The sequence below is a fragment of the Streptomyces sp. LARHCF249 genome, assembly GCF_052871255.1.
Genome location: NZ_JBIXJQ010000002.1, coordinates 490,605 through 509,118, shown reverse-complemented (window position 1 = coordinate 509,118; position 18,514 = coordinate 490,605). Strand labels below are relative to the sequence as shown.

18 protein-coding genes are annotated in these 18,514 nt (G+C 72.6%); 10 read left to right on the top strand and 8 right to left on the bottom strand.

Translation table 11 applies throughout. The features are described 5' to 3' along the window. Positions 1 to 41: 41 nt before the first annotated feature. Entirely contained in the window at positions 42 to 896 is an 855-nt protein-coding gene (locus ACIPUC_RS07150; RefSeq protein ID WP_446587182.1) for a DUF4429 domain-containing protein, read from the top strand. A gap of 22 nt (positions 897 to 918) precedes the next feature. Here the strand turns inward: ACIPUC_RS07150 and ACIPUC_RS07145 are convergent, their stop codons facing one another. Then, positions 919 to 1,944 carry an aldo/keto reductase gene (locus ACIPUC_RS07145; protein ID WP_446587654.1) on the bottom strand — a complete coding sequence of 342 codons (1,026 nt, stop codon included), beginning with the start codon at positions 1,942 to 1,944 and terminating at the stop codon, positions 919 to 921. Between the two features lie 5 nt (positions 1,945 to 1,949). After that, positions 1,950 to 2,342, bottom strand: a complete 393-nt coding sequence (locus ACIPUC_RS07140) for a MerR family transcriptional regulator (protein ID WP_446587181.1) — start codon at positions 2,340 to 2,342, stop codon at positions 1,950 to 1,952. A 51-nt stretch (positions 2,343 to 2,393) separates the two neighbouring features. Here ACIPUC_RS07140 and ACIPUC_RS07135 point away from each other — a divergent pair, with 51 nt between their 5' ends. Beyond that, the gene (locus ACIPUC_RS07135; RefSeq protein WP_446587180.1) at positions 2,394 to 3,212 is read left to right on the top strand and encodes a serine hydrolase domain-containing protein; all 819 of its coding nucleotides are present in this window, start codon (positions 2,394 to 2,396) and stop codon (positions 3,210 to 3,212) included. On the opposite strand, the gene ACIPUC_RS07130 is transcribed toward ACIPUC_RS07135, so the two are convergent. After that, the gene (locus ACIPUC_RS07130; protein WP_446587179.1) at positions 3,209 to 3,865 is read right to left on the bottom strand and encodes a pirin family protein; all 657 of its coding nucleotides are present in this window, start codon (positions 3,863 to 3,865) and stop codon (positions 3,209 to 3,211) included. The genes ACIPUC_RS07135 and ACIPUC_RS07130 overlap by 4 nt on opposite strands. 81 nt (positions 3,866 to 3,946) lie before the next feature. Here ACIPUC_RS07130 and ACIPUC_RS07125 point away from each other — a divergent pair, with 81 nt between their 5' ends. From ACIPUC_RS07125 to ACIPUC_RS07105, 5 genes are all read left to right on the top strand, one after another. Then, positions 3,947 to 5,164 (top strand): PucR family transcriptional regulator, encoded by a 1,218-nt coding sequence (locus tag ACIPUC_RS07125; RefSeq protein ID WP_446587178.1) that lies wholly within the window; start codon positions 3,947 to 3,949, stop codon positions 5,162 to 5,164. 89 nt (positions 5,165 to 5,253) lie between these two features. After that, the gene (locus ACIPUC_RS07120; protein WP_446587177.1) at positions 5,254 to 6,171 is read left to right on the top strand and encodes an ACP S-malonyltransferase; all 918 of its coding nucleotides are present in this window, start codon (positions 5,254 to 5,256) and stop codon (positions 6,169 to 6,171) included. Positions 6,172 to 6,190: 19 nt separating this feature from the next. Next, positions 6,191 to 7,195, top strand: a complete 1,005-nt coding sequence (locus ACIPUC_RS07115) for a beta-ketoacyl-ACP synthase 3 (protein ID WP_446587176.1) — start codon at positions 6,191 to 6,193, stop codon at positions 7,193 to 7,195. Positions 7,196 to 7,251: 56 nt separating this feature from the next. Then, the gene (locus ACIPUC_RS07110; RefSeq protein WP_446587175.1) at positions 7,252 to 7,500 is read left to right on the top strand and encodes an acyl carrier protein; all 249 of its coding nucleotides are present in this window, start codon (positions 7,252 to 7,254) and stop codon (positions 7,498 to 7,500) included. A gap of 79 nt (positions 7,501 to 7,579) precedes the next feature. Further along, positions 7,580 to 8,857: a beta-ketoacyl-[acyl-carrier-protein] synthase family protein gene (locus tag ACIPUC_RS07105; RefSeq protein ID WP_446587174.1), complete on the top strand. Its 1,278-nt coding sequence runs from the start codon at positions 7,580 to 7,582 to the stop codon at positions 8,855 to 8,857. A gap of 60 nt (positions 8,858 to 8,917) precedes the next feature. Here ACIPUC_RS07105 and ACIPUC_RS07100 read toward each other — a convergent pair whose 3' ends face one another. After that, positions 8,918 to 9,412: a DUF3145 domain-containing protein gene (locus ACIPUC_RS07100; RefSeq protein ID WP_069920163.1), complete on the bottom strand. Its 495-nt coding sequence runs from the start codon at positions 9,410 to 9,412 to the stop codon at positions 8,918 to 8,920. Between the two features lie 249 nt (positions 9,413 to 9,661). Here ACIPUC_RS07100 and ACIPUC_RS07095 point away from each other — a divergent pair, with 249 nt between their 5' ends. After that, positions 9,662 to 10,558 (top strand): SGNH/GDSL hydrolase family protein, encoded by an 897-nt coding sequence (locus tag ACIPUC_RS07095; protein ID WP_446587173.1) that lies wholly within the window; start codon positions 9,662 to 9,664, stop codon positions 10,556 to 10,558. A 109-nt stretch (positions 10,559 to 10,667) separates the two neighbouring features. Here ACIPUC_RS07095 and ACIPUC_RS07090 read toward each other — a convergent pair whose 3' ends face one another. Further along, entirely contained in the window at positions 10,668 to 13,175 is a 2,508-nt protein-coding gene (locus tag ACIPUC_RS07090; RefSeq protein ID WP_446587172.1) for a beta-glucosidase, read from the bottom strand. A 113-nt stretch (positions 13,176 to 13,288) separates the two neighbouring features. Between ACIPUC_RS07090 and ACIPUC_RS07085 the strand changes: the two genes are divergently transcribed. Then, a complete protein-coding gene (locus ACIPUC_RS07085; RefSeq protein WP_446587652.1) occupies positions 13,289 to 13,867 on the top strand; it encodes a TetR/AcrR family transcriptional regulator in 579 nt (192 codons plus the stop codon). 23 nt (positions 13,868 to 13,890) lie between these two features. Further along, positions 13,891 to 14,607, top strand: a complete 717-nt coding sequence (locus ACIPUC_RS07080; RefSeq protein ID WP_446587171.1) for a carbon-nitrogen hydrolase family protein — start codon at positions 13,891 to 13,893, stop codon at positions 14,605 to 14,607. Positions 14,608 to 14,622: 15 nt separating this feature from the next. On the opposite strand, the gene ACIPUC_RS07075 is transcribed toward ACIPUC_RS07080, so the two are convergent. The 3 genes from ACIPUC_RS07075 to ACIPUC_RS07065 form a co-directional block, all read right to left on the bottom strand. Beyond that, positions 14,623 to 16,209, bottom strand: a complete 1,587-nt coding sequence (locus tag ACIPUC_RS07075; RefSeq protein ID WP_446587170.1) for a DUF2142 domain-containing protein — start codon at positions 16,207 to 16,209, stop codon at positions 14,623 to 14,625. Between the two features lie 13 nt (positions 16,210 to 16,222). Next, positions 16,223 to 17,899, bottom strand: a complete 1,677-nt coding sequence (locus tag ACIPUC_RS07070; RefSeq protein WP_446587169.1) for a hypothetical protein — start codon at positions 17,897 to 17,899, stop codon at positions 16,223 to 16,225. Between the two features lie 203 nt (positions 17,900 to 18,102). Then, complete coding sequence (locus ACIPUC_RS07065) at positions 18,103 to 18,438, bottom strand: winged helix-turn-helix transcriptional regulator (protein ID WP_446587168.1); 336 nt, start codon at positions 18,436 to 18,438, stop codon at positions 18,103 to 18,105. Positions 18,439 to 18,514: the final 76 nt, after the last annotated feature.

Here is an 18,514-nt window from a genome sequence, read left to right as displayed (position 1 = left end):
GAGGGGGACGCGCGAGGGCCCCTCCCTTTACCATGTGGCGCATGGGTGACGTACTGGCCGGAAACCATGCCGTCTGGGAGTTCGACTCGGACTCGGTGCTCATCCGCTTCGCACGGGGGATACGCACGCCGAGGCAGCCGAGGCTCTTTCATGCCCTCGGCACGCGCCGGATCCCCCTGGAAGCGGTGTCCGGGGTGACCGTGACCGCCGGGAAGCGGGACACGGTGGTTCTGCGCGCCGTCCCGCGGCCGGGCGCCGATCCGCTGATGGAGGCCGCCGCCGGGCAGTTGAGAGAGGCCTGCGACCCCTACCGGCTGGTGCTGCCGGGCCAACGGGCCCCGTACGCGGCCGCCTTCGCCGACTCGCTGCGCTCCCGGCTCGGCCCGGAGGCCGCCGAGCCCGCCCCCCACTTCCTGGTCGACGTCCCGCAGCCGCCGCTCCAGCTGAAGGCGTACGACGCACGCGTGGCCTTCGACGGCTCGGCGCTCACCTTCCACTGGTCCCGTACGGGCGCGACCAGCACCAAATGGAAGGCGGGCGACCAGCGTTACCCCCTGGCCGCGCTCACCGGCGTGCAGTGGAGCTCCCCGGACGGCCCCGGCGGCCACCTGCGGCTGCTGCTGCGGGAGCCCCGGCTCACCGGGGCCGACCCCCGGCCGAGCCACGACCTCGCCGCGGCCGTCTTCGGCATGGGGTACGGGGCGGTGCACGAGTCGCTGCCGTTCGCCGCGGCCGTCCTCGCCGCCGTGCACGGGCGCACGCCGGTCGCCGCCTTCCCCTCGCCCCGGCCGTCCGACGACCGGCTCGAGCACCTGAGCGAACTGCACTCCGCCGGCCTGCTGACGGACGCGGAGTACGTGACCCTGCGGGACCGGTTCACCGCCGAGCGGCCCTGACCCCCAGCTCCCCTCCCGCTCCTCAGGCCTCGCGGGACGCCGAGGTGAAGGTCATGTCCGGGTAGCGGTCCCCCGCGACCCGGGAGGCGATCGGCTCCAGCAGCGCCAGCTCCGCCGCCGTCAGCGTGATCCGGGTCGCCGCCACGTTCTCCCGCAGCCGCGCCGCCTTGCGGGTGCCCGGGATCGGGACCACGGTCAGCCCGTGCACCCGCGCCCGCTGCTGCACCCAGGCCAGGGCGATCTGCGCCGGGCTCGCCCCGTGCGCCGCGGCGACCTCCCGGACCGGGGCCAGCAGCGCCGTGTTCGCCCTCGCGTTCTCGCCGGTGAACCGCGGCTGGTGGCGGCGGAAGTCGCCGGCCGCCAGGTCCGTCGACGCGTCGGCGAAGGCCCCCGTCAGGAAACCCCGGCCCAGCGGGGAGTACGGCACGAAGGCCACGCCCAGCTCGGCCGCCGCGCCCGCCGCGCTGCGCTCCACGTCCCGGCTGAACAGCGACCACTCCGACTGGAGCGCCGCGATGGGGTGCACGGCGTGCGCCTCGCGCAGTTCCGCGCCGGTGACCTCGCTGAGCCCCAGGTGGCGCACCTTGCCCTCGCGCACCAGCTCGGCCATGGCGCCCACCGACTCGGCGAGCGGCACCGCCGGGTCGCGCCGGTGCATGTAGTACAGGTCGATGACGTCCACGCCGAGCCTGCGCAGGCTGCCCTCCACCGCCTGCCGGACGTAGGCCGGGTCGTTGCGGATGCCGCGGTAGTGCGGGTCCCCGGTGCGCTCTATGGCGAACTTCGTCGCCAGGGTGATCTCCTCGCGGTGCGCGCCGGCGAAGGGGGCGAGGAACTCCTCGTTGCGCCCCAGCCCGTAGGCGTCCGCGGTGTCGAAGAGGGTGACCCCCGCCGCCAGCGCCGCCTCCAGCGTCTCGCGGGCCGCCGCCTCGTCGGTGTCCCCGTAGAACTCGCTCATGCCCATGCAGCCCAGGCCCTGGACGCCGACCAGCGGTCCGCCCTTGCCGAGTTCGACCTGCTCGATGGTGGTGCCGTCGTGCTCCCACATGACTGTCATGAATGCGCCTTCCCCGCGACCGCGTTCATCGCATAGAAATCGATCTTGTAGTCCAGTACGGCGAGCGCGTCCGTCAGCTCCGAGAGCCGCGCCCGTACGTCGCGCCGCGTCGCCTCCAGCAGCTCGCGGCGTTCGTCGAGGGTGTGGTGGCCCTCGCGGACCAGCTCGGCGTAGCGGACCATGTCCGCCACCGACATCCCGGTGGCGCGCAGCTTGCCCACGAACGCCAGCCAGTCGAGGTCCTTGTCGCTGAAGCGCCGCTGCCCCGAGTGGGACCGGTCCACGTGCGGCATCAGGCCGATCCGCTCGTACCAGCGCAGCGTGTGCTGGGTCAGACCGGTCAGGGCCTCGACCTCGCTGATCGTGTACCGCGTCTGCGTCAGGCTCATGGCCACACGCTAAAACCTTCGAGTGCACTCCAAGCAAGTAGGCTCGACGCCATGGAGAGCTTGCGGATCATCGAGAACTGGCCGGTGCAGACGGCCGCGGCGGCCGTCGTACGCGCCGACGGCGGCCTGGCCGGCTCCCACGGACCCGTCGGCCACCGCTTCGCGCTGGCCTCGGTCACCAAGCCGCTCGCCGCGTACGCGGCCCTCGTCGCGTACGAGGAGGGGGCGATCGAGCTGGACGAGCCGGCCGGGCCCGAGGGGGCGACGGTCCGTCACCTGCTCGCGCACACCAGCGGGCTGGCCTTCGACGAGCACCGGGTGAGCGCCCCGCCCGGGCAGCGCCGGCTGTACTCGAACGCCGGCTTCGAGGTGCTCGGCGACCACATCACCAAGGCCACCGGCATCCCGTTCGCGCAGTACCTGCACCAGGCGGTGTGCGAGCCGCTGGGCATGACGTCGACCACCCTGGAGGGTTCGCCCGCCAAGGACGGCGTCTCGACCGTCTCCGACCTCGTACGGTTCGCCGCCGAACTCCAGGCGCCCCGGCTGCTCGACGTCCGCACGGTCGCGGCGGCCACCTCCGTCGTGCACCCCGGCCTCAAGGGCGTCCTGCCGGGCTACGGGCACCAGTCGCCCAACGACTGGGGTCTGGGCATGGAGATCCGCGACGGCAAGTCCCCGCACTGGACGGGCACGTCCTCCTCCCCGCGCACCTTCGGCCACTTCGGCCAGTCCGGCACCTTCCTGTGGGTGGACCCGGACGCCCGCGCCGCGTGCGTGGCCCTGACGGACCGCGCGTTCGGCCCGTGGGCGGTGGAGGCGTGGACCCCGTTCACCGACGCGGTCCTCGCCGAGCTCAGCGCCCGCTAGGCGGGCAGTTCCCAGATCAGCAGTTCGCCCGGGGACCCGGCGACGACCTCCAGGTCCTTCTCACCGGTGATCCGGACCGCGTCCCCGGGGCCGAGCTCCTCCCCGTCCAGGCGCAGGTCCCCGCGCACCACGTGCAGGTACACCCGCTCGGCTGCCGGTACGGGGACCCGCTCGCCCGCGCCCGGCCGCCGCACGTGCAGCACGGCGCCCGCCGCGGGGACCGCGTAGGGCGCGGCGTCGGCGATGCCCCTGACCACCTCGTACGAGGGCTCGCCGCCCGGGGTGAGCGGGGCGAGCCACATCTGCACGAAGCGCAGCCGCCCGTCGCCGTCGTTGCGCTCCACGTGCCGGGCGCCCGATCCGGCGCTGAGCCGCTGTACGTCGCCGGGCCGGACCACGCCCTCCTCGCCGGTGTCGTCGCGGTGGGTGAGCTCGCCCTCGACGACCCAGGTGACGATCTCGGTGTGGCTGTGCGGATGCTCGTCGAATCCGGCGCCCGGGGAGAGGGTCTCCTCGTTGCAGGCCAGGACCGGGCCGAAGCGCAGGTTGTCCGGGTCGTAGAAGGACCCGAAGGAGAAGGCGTGCCGAGTGGTGATCCCGGCGGCCGGATCCCCGCCCTCGTACCGGCCGGCGCCGCGGCGTACATCAATCATGGGGGCCACCGTAGCCGCCGGGCCGGGGGCGGGCAGGGGACCGGACTCCGCGCAGCCGTCCCGATAAGGCAGTCTTGTCACGTGCCCCAACCCGAACGTGAGCATTCCCCCGCCACACACGCCGCGCATCCCGCTCCCGCCCATCCGCACACCGCGACGCTGCGCCGACTGGAGAAGTCCTCCGGCCGGCTCGCCGCCAACGCGATCGCGCGGATGGACGAGACCCTGCCGTGGTACCGGGCGATGCCCCCGGAGAACCGGTCCTGGATCGGCCTGGTCGCCCAGGCCGGCATCGCCGCGTTCACCGAGTGGTTCCGGCACCCGGAGACCCCGCAGGCGATCTCCACCGACGTGTTCGGGACGGCTCCGCGGGAGCTGACCCGGGCGATCACCCTGCGCCAGACCGTCGAGATGGTCCGCACCACGATCGAGGTCATGGAGACCGCGATCGAGGAGGTGGCGGCACCGGGCGACGAGCAGATCCTGCGCGAGGCGCTGCTCGTGTACGCCCGGGAGATCGCCTTCGCGACGGCGCAGGTGTACGCGCAGGCCGCCGAGGCGCGCGGGGCGTGGGACGCGCGGCTGGAGTCGCTGGTCGTCAACGCGGTGCTGTCCGGTGAGGCCGACGAGGGCGCGCTCTCACGTGCGGCGGCGCTGGGCTGGAACTCCCCGGAGTACGTGTGCGTGGTCCTGGGCACCGCGCCGGAGGGGGACAGCGAGCTGACGGTCGAGGCGATCCGGCGCGCGGCCCGGCACCACAAGCTCCAGGTCCTGACGGGCGTGCTCGGCGACCGGCTGGTCGTCATCGCGGGCGGCAGCGACAACCCGATGCAGGTGGCGAAGTCGCTGATCGGGCCGTTCGCGGCCGGCCCGGTGGTGGCCGGCCCGGTGGTGGCCGACCTGTTGAACGCGACGAAGTCGGCGCAGGCCGCGGCGGCCGGGCTGAAGGCCTGCACGGCCTGGCAGGACGCCCCGCGCCCGGTGCTGGCGGACGATCTGCTGCCGGAGCGGGCGATCGCCTCGGATCCCGCTGCCCGGGAGCAGTTGGTGGAGGAGATCTACAGACCGCTGGAAGAGGCGGGCTCGGCGCTGCTGGAGACGCTGAGTGTCTACCTGGAGCAGGCGAGCAGCCTCGAAGGGGCGGCCCGCATGCTGTTCGTGCACCCGAACACGGTGCGCTACCGGCTGCGACGTGTGACCGACGTCACCGGCTGGTCACCTTCTGATGTCCGCTCCGCGTTCACTCTGCGGATCGCCCTGATTCTGGGGCGTCTGGCCGACGGCGACAGCCAGTCCTAGACTTTTGTCGGACATCAACAATTACCCCGACGGTTCTTGGTCCCTGTCCCCACGGGCGGCAGGGACCATCCACAAGAGAGAGTGTGAGGGTGCTCGTACTCGTCGCTCCCGGCCAAGGCGCTCAGACGCCCGGCTTCCTGACTCCCTGGCTCGACCTTCCCGGTGCCGCTGACCGCGTCGCCGCCTGGTCTGACGCCATCGGGCTCGACCTCGTCCACTACGGCACCAAGGCCGATGCGGACGAGATCCGCGACACGGCCGTGGCCCAGCCGCTGCTGGTCGCGGCGGGTCTGCTGTCCGCCGACGCGCTCGGGCCGGCTGCGGCCTTCGGTGCCGTCGCGGGCCACAGCGTCGGCGAGTTCACCGCCGCCGCGTACGCCGGCGTCCTGTCCGACGCCGACGCGCTGTCGCTCGTCCGTACGCGCGGTCTGGCCATGGCCGAGGCCGCCGGCGTCACGGAGACCGGCATGGCCGCGGTGCTCGGCGGTGACCGCGACGTCGTCGTCGCGCACCTGGAGGCGCTGGGTCTGACCCCGGCCAACATCAACGGGGCGGGCCAGATCGTGGCCGCCGGCACCACGGAGCAGATCGCCGCCCTGGTGGCCGAGAAGCCCGAGGGTTCCACGAAGGTCGTCGCCCTCAAGGTCGCGGGCGCCTTCCACACGCACCACATGGCCCCCGCGGTCGACACGCTGGCGAAGGCCGCCTCGGCCCTCTCCCCGGCTGACCCGGCGCTGAAGTACGTCTCGAACAAGGACGGTCTTGTCGTCACCACGGGCGCCGACGTCGTCGCCCGCCTGGTCGGCCAGGTCGCGAACCCGGTCCGCTGGGACCTGTGCATGGAGACGTTCGCCGAGCTGGGCGTCACGGGGATCATCGAGCTCTGCCCCGGCGGCACCCTGACGGGTCTGGCCAAGCGTGCGCTGAAGGGCGTACCGAACGTGGCCCTGAAGACCCCGGACGATCTCGACAAGGCCGCGGCGCTCATCGCCGAGCAGACGGCCTGAGAGAAGGAGCCCACACAGCATGTCCAAGATCAAGCCGGCCAAGGGCTCCCCCTACGCCCGCATCCTCGGGGTCGGCGGCTACCGCCCGACCCGTGTGGTGCCCAACGAGGTCATCCTCGAGACGATCGACTCGTCCGACGAGTGGATCCGGTCCCGTTCGGGCATCGCGACCCGGCACTGGGCCTCGCCCCAGGAGACCGTCGCCGCGATGTCGGTGGAGGCCTCCGGCAAGGCGCTGGCGGACGCCGGTGTCTCCGCCGAGCAGATCGGTGCCGTGATCGTCTCGACGGTCTCGCACTTCAAGCAGACCCCGGCCGTCGCGACGGAGATCGCGCACCGGATCGGCGCGGTCAAGCCCGCCGCCTTCGACATCTCCGCGGGCTGTGCCGGTTTCGGCTACGGCCTGACCCTGGCCAAGGGCATGGTCGTCGAGGGCTCGGCAGAGTACGTGCTCGTCATCGGCGTCGAGCGGCTCTCGGACCTGACCGACCTGGAGGACCGCGCGACGGCCTTCCTGTTCGGTGACGGCGCCGGCGCCGTGGTCGTCGGCCCGTCGGACGAGCCGGCCATCGGCCCCACGGTGTGGGGTTCGGAGGGCGACAAGTCCGAGACCATCAAGCAGACCGTGCCGTGGGACGAGTTCCGCAGCAAGGACAGCACCGAGAAGTTCCCGGCCATCACGCAGGAGGGTCAGGCGGTCTTCCGCTGGGCCGTCTTCGAGATGGCCAAGGTGGCCCAGCAGGCGCTCGACGCCGCCGGGATCACCGCGGACGACCTGGACGTCTTCATTCCGCACCAGGCAAACATGCGGATCATCGACTCGATGGTGAAGACTCTGAAGCTGCCGGAGCACGTCACGGTCGCCCGTGACGTGGAGACCACCGGCAACACCTCGGCCGCCTCGATCCCGCTCGCTATGGAGCGGCTCCTGGCGACCGGAGCGGCGAAGAGCGGCGACACCGCGCTCGTCATCGGCTTCGGGGCGGGACTCGTCTACGCCGCGACGGTCGTTACCCTCCCCTAGGGCCGGGATCCGATCCCAGCCCTGTTCCACCTCAGTAGCTATAGAAGGAGCGCCACATGGCCGCCACGCAGGAAGAGATCGTCGCCGGTCTCGCGGAGATCGTCAACGAGATCGCGGGCATCCCGGTCGAGGACGTCGAGTTCGACAAGTCCTTCACCGACGACCTGGACGTCGACTCGCTGTCCATGGTCGAGGTCGTCGTCGCCGCCGAAGAGCGCTTCGACGTCAAGATCCCGGACGAGGACGTCAAGAACCTCAAGACGGTCGGCGACGCCGCGAAGTACATCCTGGAAAACCAGGCCTGAGCCTGACGAGCGTTTGTCGCCACCTGGCGGTGGCGCCGTGACAATTCAGCACCCCCTGAGACGTGGAGAAAGAATTCCTGTGAGCCCGACCAATCGCACCGTGGTCGTCACCGGTATCGGCGCAACCACTCCGCTGGGTGGCGACAGCGCTTCGACCTGGGAAGGTCTGCTCGCCGGCCGTTCCGGCGTAAAGCCCCTGGAGGGCGAGCGCTTCGCCGAGCTCCCGGTCCGCATCGCCGCACCGGCCGCCGTGGACCCGAGCGAGGTCCTGCCCCGGCCGCTGGCCCGCAAGCTCGACCGCTCGGCGCAGTTCGCCGTCATCGCCGCCCGGGAGGCGTGGGCCGACGCCGGCTACACCGACCCGGCCGGCGCGGAAGGGACCACGGGCGCTTCCATCGCGCCCGAGCGTCTGGGCACCGTGATCGCCTCCGGCATCGGCGGCGTGACGACCCTGCTCGACCAGTACGACGTGCTGAAGGAGAAGGGTGTGCGCCGGGTCTCCCCGCACACCGTCCCGATGCTCATGCCGAACGGCCCGTCCGCCAACGTCGGCCTGGAGGTCAACGCCCGGGCGGGCGTGCACACTCCGGTCAGCGCCTGCGCGTCCGGCGCCGAGGCCATCGGCTACGCCGTCGAGATGATCCGCACCGGCCGTGCCGACGTGGTCGTCGCGGGCGGCACCGAGGCGGCGATCCACCCGCTGCCGATCGCCGCGTTCGCCAACATGATGGCGATGTCCAAGAACAACGAGAACCCCGAGCAGGCTTCCCGCCCGTACGACAAGGCCCGTGACGGCTTCGTCCTGGGCGAGGGTGCGGGCGTCGTCGTCCTGGAGTCCGCCGAGCACGCCGCCGCGCGCGGTGCCCGGGTCTACTGCGAGGTGCTGGGCCAGGGTCTGTCCGCGGACAGCCACCACATCGCGCAGCCGGAGCCGACCGGCCGCGGTGTCGCGGCCGCGGTGCAGAACCTGCTCGACAACACCGGACTCGACACGGCCGAGCTGGTCCACGTCAACGCGCACGCCACGTCCACCCCGCAGGGTGACACGGCCGAGCTGAAGGCCCTGCGCAAGGTGCTGGGCGACGACCTCGACCACATCGCGATCTCCGCGACCAAGTCGATGACCGGTCACCTGCTGGGCGGTGCGGGCGGCATCGAGACCGTCGCCACCGTGCTGGCGCTGTACAACCGGCTGGCCCCGCCGACGATCAACGTCGACGAGCTCGACGACGACGTCGACGCGGACATCGTGCGCGGCGAGCCGCGCAAGCTGCCGGCCGACGGCCCGATCTCCGCGATCAACAACTCCTTCGGCTTCGGCGGCCACAACGTCACCCTGGCGTTCCGGACCGTCTGACCCCCCTGACGCGAAAGGCCCACCCGGTGGATTCGGGTGGGCCTTCTGCGTCAGCGGGGCTCAGACCACCTGGTGGAGCCAGCGCACCGGGGCGCCCTCGCCCGCGTAGCGGAAGGGCTCCAGTTCGTCGTCCCAGGGTTTGCCGAGCAGCTTGGCGATCTCCGCCTCCAGGTCCGTCTCGCCGCGGCCGGACCGGGCGAGGGCGGCGCGCAGCCGGTCCTCGGGGATCAGGATGTCGCCGTGCATGCCGGTGACGGCGTGGAAGATGCCGAGCTCCGGGGTGGAGCTGTAGCGCTCGCCCTCGGCGGTCGGACAGGGTTCCGCGGTCACTTCGAAGCGCAGCAGGTGCCAGCCGCGCAGCGCGGAGGCGAGCTTCGAGGCGGTGCCCGCCTCGGCCTGCCAGGAGAACTCGGCTCTCCAGGTGCCCGGGGAGGCGGGCTGCCTGATCCAGTCGAGGTTCACCCGCACCCCGAGCACGCCCGCAACAGCCCATTCCACGTGCGGGCAGAGCGCGCGCGGTGCGGAATGCACGTACAGAACTCCACGTGTCGTCACCGGGACCTCCAGTGTGGGACGAGGTCGGGAATAAACTCCAGAAAACGGACAGTATGTGACGTGATGTAATGTAACGGAAATTATTTGACATTGCGCTACGGGACCTGCGGCCGAAACGCCACGGGAAAAAGCTACCGTGCGTCAGGGCTCATGGTGTGACGTACGGTCGCTCCGAGGCCGGTAAACACAGAGCTTTCACTCAGCAGGACCCCCCGGACGACGCAGGGGTGTCAAGGAGGGGACCATCCGATGCGCACCACCGCTCCGCGCCCCCGCGCGCGCCGGACCCTCGCGGGCGCGGGAGCGGCGGCCGCCCTGCTGGCCGGGGCGCTGACGGGGTGCGGGCCGGGCGATTCGGGCGACGAGGGCGAGCGCGGGGCGCAGGCCGCGCCGCGCTGGAACACGGCGCCCGCCTCGATCGCCGCCGTCGGCGACTCCATCACCCGCGGTTTCGACGCCTGTTCGGTCCTCGCCGACTGCCCGGAGGTCTCGTGGGCCACCGGGAACGATCCGCAGGTCCGCTCGCTGGCCGCACGGTTGCTGGGTGACGCCGAGGCGCCTGCCCGCAGCTGGAACCTCGCGGCGACCGGATCGCGGATGGCGGACCTGCCGGGGCAGCTGTCCCAGGCGGCCGTGTACAAGCCTGACCTGGTCACGGTCATGGTGGGCTCGAACGACGCCTGCCGGCCCACGGCTTCGTCGATGACTCCGGTGGCGGAGTTCCGCTCCGGTTTCGAGGCGGCCCTCGCCGGGCTGCGGGCCGCTTCCCCCACCACCCAGGTGTACGTCTCCAGCGTCCCGGACCTCCAGCGGCTGTGGGAGCAGGGCAAGGACGACCCGATGGTGCGCAGGGTCTGGAGCCTCGGCATCTGCCAGTCGATGCTGGCCGATCCGCTGGCGGCGGGCTCGGGGGCGAAGTCCCGGCGCGAGCAGGTGCGGGCGCGGGTGGTCGAGTACAACGAGGTGCTCCGCGAGGTGTGCGCGAAGGACGCGCTGTGCCGCTACGACGGCGGCGCCGTCTTCCAGTACCCCTTCTCGGCGGAGCAGTTGAGCCGCTGGGACTGGTTCCATCCGGGCAAGGACGGGCAGGCGATGCTGGCGGAACTGGCGCACCGACAGGTGACGGCGGCGCAGCCGCCACGTTGACGCAGCGGACCGGAGGCGGGTGTCAGGGCCCGCCTCCGGTCCAGTCTCAGGGGGCGCGGCAGGGGTTATTTCCGGCCATTTCGCCCTTACGGCGTGTCGTGACGCTGCGTCACGAGACGTCGAGCGTGGCCGTCAGCCGCGTGTCACCGTGCGAGTGGCTCGCGCGGACCTCGTAGCTGCCGCCGATCCGCCGCCAGCCGCCGGCCTCCTCGTCCCAGATCTCGAAGGCCCGGGCGGGCAGGGCGATCTCGGCCTCGACGCTCTCGCCGGGTCCCGCCTCGACGCCCGCGAAGGCGGCCAGCCAGCTGGCCGGGCGCTCCGCGGTGTCCCCGACGGGGGCCAGGTAGACCTGCACGACCTCGCGGCCGGGCCGGGTGCCGGTGTTGGTGACGCGGACCCGGGCCGTGGTGGCGGTGACCTCGAGGGACTCGTAGGCCCAGTCGGTGTAGCCGAGCCCGTGCCCTAAGGGGAAGGCGGGCGCGACGCCGTGCTTCTCGTACGCCCGGTAGCCGATGAAGAGCCCCTCGCGGTACTCGAGGCGGCCCTCGGCGGGCACGACCTCGGTGACGGGGGCGTCGGCGAACCGCGCCGGCCAGGTGGTGGGCAGCCGCCCGCCCGGCTCCGCGTCCCCGAGGAGTACGTCGGCCAGCGCGGCCCCGCCCTCCTGCCCGGGGAACCAGGTCAGCAGCACGGCGGCGACGTCCTCGCGCCACGGCAGCTCGACCGGGGAGCCGGCGTTGACGACGACCACGGTGTTCGGGTTGGCGGCGGCGACGGCGCGCACCAGGTCGTCCTGACGGCCCGGCAGGGTGAGGTCCTTGCGGTCGAAGCCCTCGGACTCCACGCGGTCGGTGGTGGCGACGACCACGACGGCGGTGTCGGCGGCACGGGCGGCCGCCACGGCCTCGGCGATGAGCTCCTCGGCGTCGCGCCGCGGGCCGAGGTGGAGCAGCGAGAACATGATCGCCTTGAGCGGCAGCGCGGTCATGTCGGGGACGTGGAACGTCAGCGAGACCTCGACGGGCTCGCCCTCGGCGAGGTCGATCCGGGCGCGTTCGCTGGGGGCGCCGAAGAAGGCCTCGAAGGGGTCGGCCTCGTTGCCCATCTGCTGGACGCCCTCCCAGAGGGTCCGTCCCCCCACGGCGAGGGTGAAGGCGCCCAGCCCCCGGGTCCCGAAGGCGTGCTCGCCGCTCTCGCGCGGCAGGAAGGTGCCGGTGACCTCGATGGTCGCCATCGTCTCGTACGTGGCGCCCGCGGGCAGGTCGCCGCCGATCCACTGGACCTGGCCGGACGGCAGGCTGCCCTCGCCGAGGACGGCGCCGGAGGCGTCGCGGCAGACGGCGCGGAGCTCGAAGCCCTTGTCGGCGGGGGCGAGTTCGTCGGAGGGGTCGGCGCCGAGGCAGTAGGTCAGCGCGCCGTCCGGGAGCGCGGCGGTGAGGCCGTCGAGCGGGGAGACGATCCGCTCGGGAAAGACGGTGGCGGACCCGCCGCCGAGGACGCGGGCGTCGCGGGCGGCGGCGCCCATGAGGGCGACGGTGCGGCCGCCGCCGGCCTCGAGGGGCAGGGTGCCGTTCTCGTTGCGGACGAGGACGAAGCCGCGGGCGGCGAGCTCGCGGGCCAGCGCCTCCCCGTCGACCGGGGCGGGGACCTCGGCGACGGCGGCGGGGGCGCCCTCCAGGATGCCGACGCGGGCGGCGAGGCGCAGCACGTTGCGTACGGCGTCGTCCACGACGGACTCGGGGACCTCGCCCGCGCGGACGGCCTCGGCGAGGGCGGGTCCGTAGACGGTCTGCGGGCCGGGCATGGCCACGTCGAGGCCGCCGTCGATGTCGCCGGTGGTGGAGCGCGCGGCCATCCAGTCGGAGACGTTGCAGCCGTCGAAGCCCCACTCGCCGCGCAGGACCTCGTTGACCAGGTACCGGTGCTCGGTCATCGTCGTGCCGTTGACCTGGTTGTAGGCGGTCATGACGCCCCAGGGGCGGGCGCCCGCGACGATGGCCTCGAAGGGTGCCAGGTACAGCTCGCGCAGCGGGCGCGGGGCGATGACGCTGTCGACGGTGAACCGCTCGGTCTCGGCGTCGTTGCCGACGAAGTGCTTGACCGTGGTGCCGACCCCGCCGTCCTGGACGCCCTCGACGTACCCGGCTCCGACGGCGCCGGTCAGGTACGGGTCCTCGGAGTAGCACTCGAAGTGGCGGCCTCCGAGCGGGGAGCGGTGCAGGTTGACGGTGGGTGCGAGGAGGACGTGGACGCCCTTGCGGCGGGCCTCCTGGGCGAGGAGCCGGCCGGCGCGGCGGGCGAGGGCGGGGTCCCAGGCGGCGGCGAGCGCGGTGGGGGAGGGCAGCGCGATGGACGGGTCGTCGGCGGTCCAGCGCACGCCGCGCACGCCGATGGGGCCGTCGGACATGACCAGGGACTTCAGCCCGATCTCCGGGACGGCGGGCAGCGACCACATGTCCTGGCCGGCCAGCAGGCGGGTCTTGGTGTCGAGATCCAGCTTGCCGAGCGCCTCTTCTACGACGCTGTTGCGGACCTGATCGGCATCGGTCACGGCCGTGCCTCCTCGTTGAGTGCGGTGCGAGTGCGGTGCGGTGGGAGTGCGGTGCGGTGCCCCCATCGTGGACCTGTTGCCTGTAGAGCGGTAGGTCTCGTAATGTTTTCGTGATATTCGAATGTCGTACGGTGCCTACGGTGCTGCGGACAGGCGTGAACGAAAGGGGTGCCGGGGCGATGGCCAGGGCGAGGAGCGAGGAGCGGCGCGAGGACATCGTCCGCGCGGCCGTCGAGGTGATCGCGGAGCGCGGCTACCGGGGCGCGTCGCTGGGCGCGGTCGCCGAGCGCGTCGGCCTGACGCAGCAGGGACTGCTGCACTACTTCCCGACCAAGGAGGCCCTGCTCGTCGCGGTGCTGCGGGAACGCGACCGCTGGGACACGGGCGGCGGCTCGCGCGCCTCGGCGGACACCTGGCGCCTGGACCTGCTGGCCTCGCTGGTGGAGTACAACGCCATGCGCCCGGGCATCGTGCAGACCTTCTCGGCGCTGCTCGGCGAGAGCGTCACCGACGGGCACCCGGCCCGGGAGTTCTTCACCGAGCGCTACGCGCAGGTGCGCGGCGAGATGGCGGCGGTCCTGCGCGCCGAGTTCGGCGAGCGCCTCCCCTCGGGCCTCACCCCGGAACAGGCCGCCCCGCTCCTGACGGCGGTCATGGACGGCCTCCAGTACCAGTGGCTCCTCGCCCCCGAATCCGTGGACATGCCCGCGGCGTTCCGCTCCTTCCTGACCCTGCTGCGGGGCCCCGCGGAGCGCTGACGGCGTGGCCTAGGCTGAGCCGGATGAAGATCGCCGCAGCGCAGCTGGCCTGCGTACCCGCCGATGTCCACGCCAATGCCGCACAGGCCGCCGCCCTAGCCGTCCGGGCCCGCGAACTGGGCGCCGGGCTCGTGGTGTTCCCCGAGCTCGCGCTCACCGGCTACGAGCTGGACGCGCTGGCCGCCGACCCCGGGCTGATGACGCCCGCGGACGACCCCCGGCTGGATCCGCTGCGCTCAGCCGGCATCGCCACCGCCGTCAACGTCGCACTGCCGGCCGGCGACGGGCGGCCCGCCATCGCGACGCTGGTCCACGACGCGGACGGGGCGCACCTGACCACGTACGTGAAGCAGCACCTCTACCGGCACGAGCAGGACGTGTTCCGGCCCGGGGACCGCGACGGGCGGTTCGAACTCGGCGGGATCCGCTTCTCGTTGGGCATCTGCTACGACAACCACTTCCCGGAGCTGTCCGGCCGGGGCGCCGCCGACGGCTGCCGGGTGCACCTCGCGTCGTCCCTGTACGGGACGGGCGAGGGCGTCCGCGAGCGCGCAGGCGTCCATCCGGGGATCGCGAAGGAGCACGGCCTGTACGTCGTCCTCGCCAACCACGTCGGCCCGGCGGGGCCGTGGACCGGCTGCGGCGGCGCGGCCGTGTGGGCCCCGGGCGGCGCACTGCTGGCCGAGGCGGACGACCGTACGCCGTCGGTGGTGTGCGCCGAGATCGGCGCCACCACCTGACGGGTGCGTCGGGCGTCAGGCGGGCTCGGGCACGCGCGAGTGGCGGCCCGGGCTCGCGGTGTCCAGGTCCGGGGGCCGCGGCGCCGCGGGCGCGCGGTCCGACATCAGGGCCGCCACGACGATGGCGAGGGCCGCCGCCGTGTACACGCCGGTCCACAGGACCCAGCCGCCGGGCGGGGCCCAGTGCGCGTGGGTCGCCAGCCACGAACCCCTGGTGCCGACGGTGAAGCGGCGCAGCGTCCAGTAGAACGAGGCCGCGTTGGCCAGCGCGAGGCCGGCGACGGCGAAGCCGACGAGCCGCCGCCACGGCAGGCCCCGTTCGGGCGCGCGCGTGGCGCAGATCAGCACGGCCATCAGCGGCAGGCCGACGGCGAAGGGCAGCAGGTAGCGGCCCTGCCACACCATGCCGATCCGCTCCGCTTCCGAGGCCTGGGCGGCCACCGGGACCAGCACGATGGCCGCGAGCATGCCCAGGACCGCCACCACGTCGCGCTTGCGGCCGTAGACCAGCGCCAGCACGGTGAGCGTCGCGAGCACGGCCATCCACACCACGTACATGAAGGCCGGGCCCGGGGTGTCCAGCCAGCCGAAGTACCCGAGCATCTGCTTGATGTACCACTCGGTGTTGCCCATGGTGCGCTTCGCCGCCACGCCCGCGGTCAGCGAGTCGGGGATGCTTATCTTCGAGTTGTCGGGGTGCCGCGCCGCCCAGAACAGCGCACCGGCCGTGGCCAGGCCCAGCAGGGCCGTCCACATCCACAGGGCCTTGCGGCGCAGCACCGATCCCAGCACGCCTCGCCGCTGCGTCAGCAGCAGGCAGAAGACCACCGCCCCGGCGAACCAGATCAGTCCGAGCGGCCGGATGTTGATCAGTACCAGTCCGCCGATGCCCAGCCGGGCGAGCCGGCGGTTCAGCAGCCTCGGGTCGGGCGCCAGCACGATGGCCAGCAGGGCCGTCCACACCAGGATCCCGGCGGCGATCTCACCGCCGCTGGGGTTGACCATGCCGGCCATGTAGAGGGTCATCGGCGTGGCCGCGGCGAGCACGCCGAGCATCGCCAGCGAGCGCCGCCGCCATTCGGCGGCGGTGACGACCGCGCTGGCCAGCAGGGCCGAGCAGAGCAGCGCCGAGACGAAGCGCATGAGGTACAGCCCCTTGGGGCCGTCGATCAGCAGGCTGGGCCAGCCGGTCGCCAGGTAGTAGGCCGGGTGGTAGCGGCCGGCCGCCGTGGTGGCCTGCACGATCTTCTCGGAGTTCCCGAGCGGGGGCGCGCAGGACGCGGGCCGCGACTGGTGCCAGGAGTAGCACTCGTGGTGTGCGGGCAGGTTCCGGTACCACTCCGGAAGCTGCACCCCGGCCTCCGCGAACTGCCCCTCGATGCCCGCCACCGTGTGCGGGACCATGACCTGGGTCCCGCCGATCTGGCCCCGGGCGACGGCCGCGGCACGGATGAAGTGCGCGTGCTCGTCGGGGGAGCTGCCGAGGGGGCTGGCCGCGGACCAGGAGCCCGCGAGCGCGAAGAACAGCGCGAACGCGACCAGCCAGAGCCGCTTGGGTGTTCTGGCCGACCAGTCGGCCAGCCGCGTCAGTGCGGAGATCATCGGTTCCCTCGAGTCATCGGATGAAGCTCAGCCAGCTCTGGTCGCCGTCCTTGGAGCACGTGCCGCCGGGTGCGTACTTCGGGCAGCTGCCGTCCTGCTCCGTGATGGTGTGCGACACCCAGGGCAGGATGCGGTAGGTGTTCTCCTTGGCCGGCATGTAGCGGTCGGCCATCGAGGAGGACACGGTGCCGAGGAGCAGCAGCAGGGCGCACAGCGCTCCGATCACCGCCCCTTCGCGGGCCGGGAAGCCGGTGCCCGCCGTACCCGCCGCGGGCCCGGCCCCGGCCTCGGCCTTGCGCGCGGCCATCCGCTGCGAGACGAGGTGGGCGACGAGCGCGCACAGCAGCAGCCCGCAGTAGAGCAGCTGGTTGTTGGTGCGGGTGTACAGCTGGACGGTCTGCGTCTCGTACATGTGCGAGGCGATGTACATGCGCATCACCCACGCGCTGATGAACATGGCCGCGATGGTGACCACCATCGGCTTGCGGATGCCCAGCCAGATCGCGGCGCCCAGGCAGACGAAGGTGACCAGCGCGAACAGCCCGACCCCGCCGTACTCGCCGGGCGGCGGCCACTCCCCCACCTTGCCGGGCATGTCGGTGCGCCACATGAGGTAGTACGCCGGGTCGGTGAAGTTGTCGAACCGGAAGTTGTAGTCCTTGGTGGTCTGGCCCTCGGTCAGCATGACCATCAGGTAGCGCCCGGCGACCACGAGGAAGGCCGCCAGGCTCGCGCCGAGGAAGGCCGCGCCCTTGAGCCGGCCGAGCCGGCCGGCCCGCCACGGGAAGTACAGCAGCGCGGCGAAGAACACGCCCGCCGCGCTCCACAGGAACCAGCCCGAGTACGTGAGGAACAGCACCCCGAGCAGCGCGCCGAATCCGGCGCCCTTGGCCAGGAGCGGCCGCCAGCCCTGCGCGGCGCTGCGGCTCAGCGACACCACCAGCGCCACCAGGACGGGCACCAGCAGCACGAGAACGGTCTGGCTGTACGGCTTGTACGCGTCGATCAGCGCGAAGGCCGGGGCCACGCCGAAGGCGAGGGCCCTGACCGGGCTGAGCAGCATGCGCCAGCTGAGGTAGACCAGCGGCCCGAAGGCGGCCGCCCCCAGGATCTGGAGGTCCTTGAAGGCGTACGCGGTGTTGCCGCCGCGGAACCATTCGGCGTAGTAGCCGAGTGTGTAGAGGGGGGCCGGCGGGTAGACCGGCGAGCCCGAGGGGCGGCCGTTGGCCACCGCGTGGGCCCATTCGACGATGCGGCCGCTGTCGCCGTTGAGGCCGAACATCGGCCAGGGCGTGCCGTGCAGGGCGACGACCGCGCCGGCGGCGACGAAGCCGCTGGCCAGTCCGGCGATGGCGGCGGAGGCGATCCGGGCGGCCAGGTCGAAGTGCCGGCCCTTGCGCAGCCGCAGGGCCAGCGCCACCGCGGCGATGAACAGCAGTCCGACGAGCGCGAACCGCAGCTGGAGCGCGGCGAGGCCGCTGACCTGGGCGATCCGGTCCAGGGGGTCGAGCTTGAAGCCGCGCGCCAGCAGCGGGAGCAGGAGCGCCGCGGCGAACGCGACGACGGCTTCGAGCAGCAGGACCGTGCCGCGGGAGCCGGGTCCGCGCCGGACGGCCGGTATCGGGCGGGCGGACGCGGCCGGCCCGCCCGGGGGCAGCACGGTCGCCGTGCCCTCGGTACTGACTGTCACTGCTCGGTGTCCCTACTGCTGGTCTGGTCCTCGGCCCGACGGCCGGTCGTTGCTCGGCAAGCCGCTGCCCGGCCCCGGGCCCCGCGCCGAAGCTCCGGGCCAGGGCGAACTCAAGGGCAGTGAGAGACAGCCTTGGCAGTTGCTGCCATGCATACTACGGGCCCCCTGGGGGTAAAAGGGGGCCCGGAACCGAGGACCGGGGCCTACGCGGAATCCGGAAGCAGGTGCTTCGCACCCCATTGCCCCAGGGACTCCAGGGCCGTGTTCAGCTCCTGGCCCAGCGGGGTCAGGGAGTACTCGACCCGCGGCGGGACCTCGTCGAAGACCTCGCGGTGCACGATGCCGTCCGTCTCCAGCTCGCGCAGCTGCGCGGTGAGCACCTTCTCCGAGACGCCCGGGACGAGCCGGCGCAGTTCGCCGAAGCGGCGCGGACACTGCTCCAGCTCCCACAGGAGCGAGACCTTCCACTTGCCGTCGATCACGGACATCGCCGCGGCGATGCCGCAGTGATCCGCACCGGGCCTCCGTGTCACCGCCATCGCGCACCCCTCCCACCTGCTCGCTCACCCCGGGGTAACCACCCACTCCAAGGTGCGTACTTGAGCGCCTTCCGGC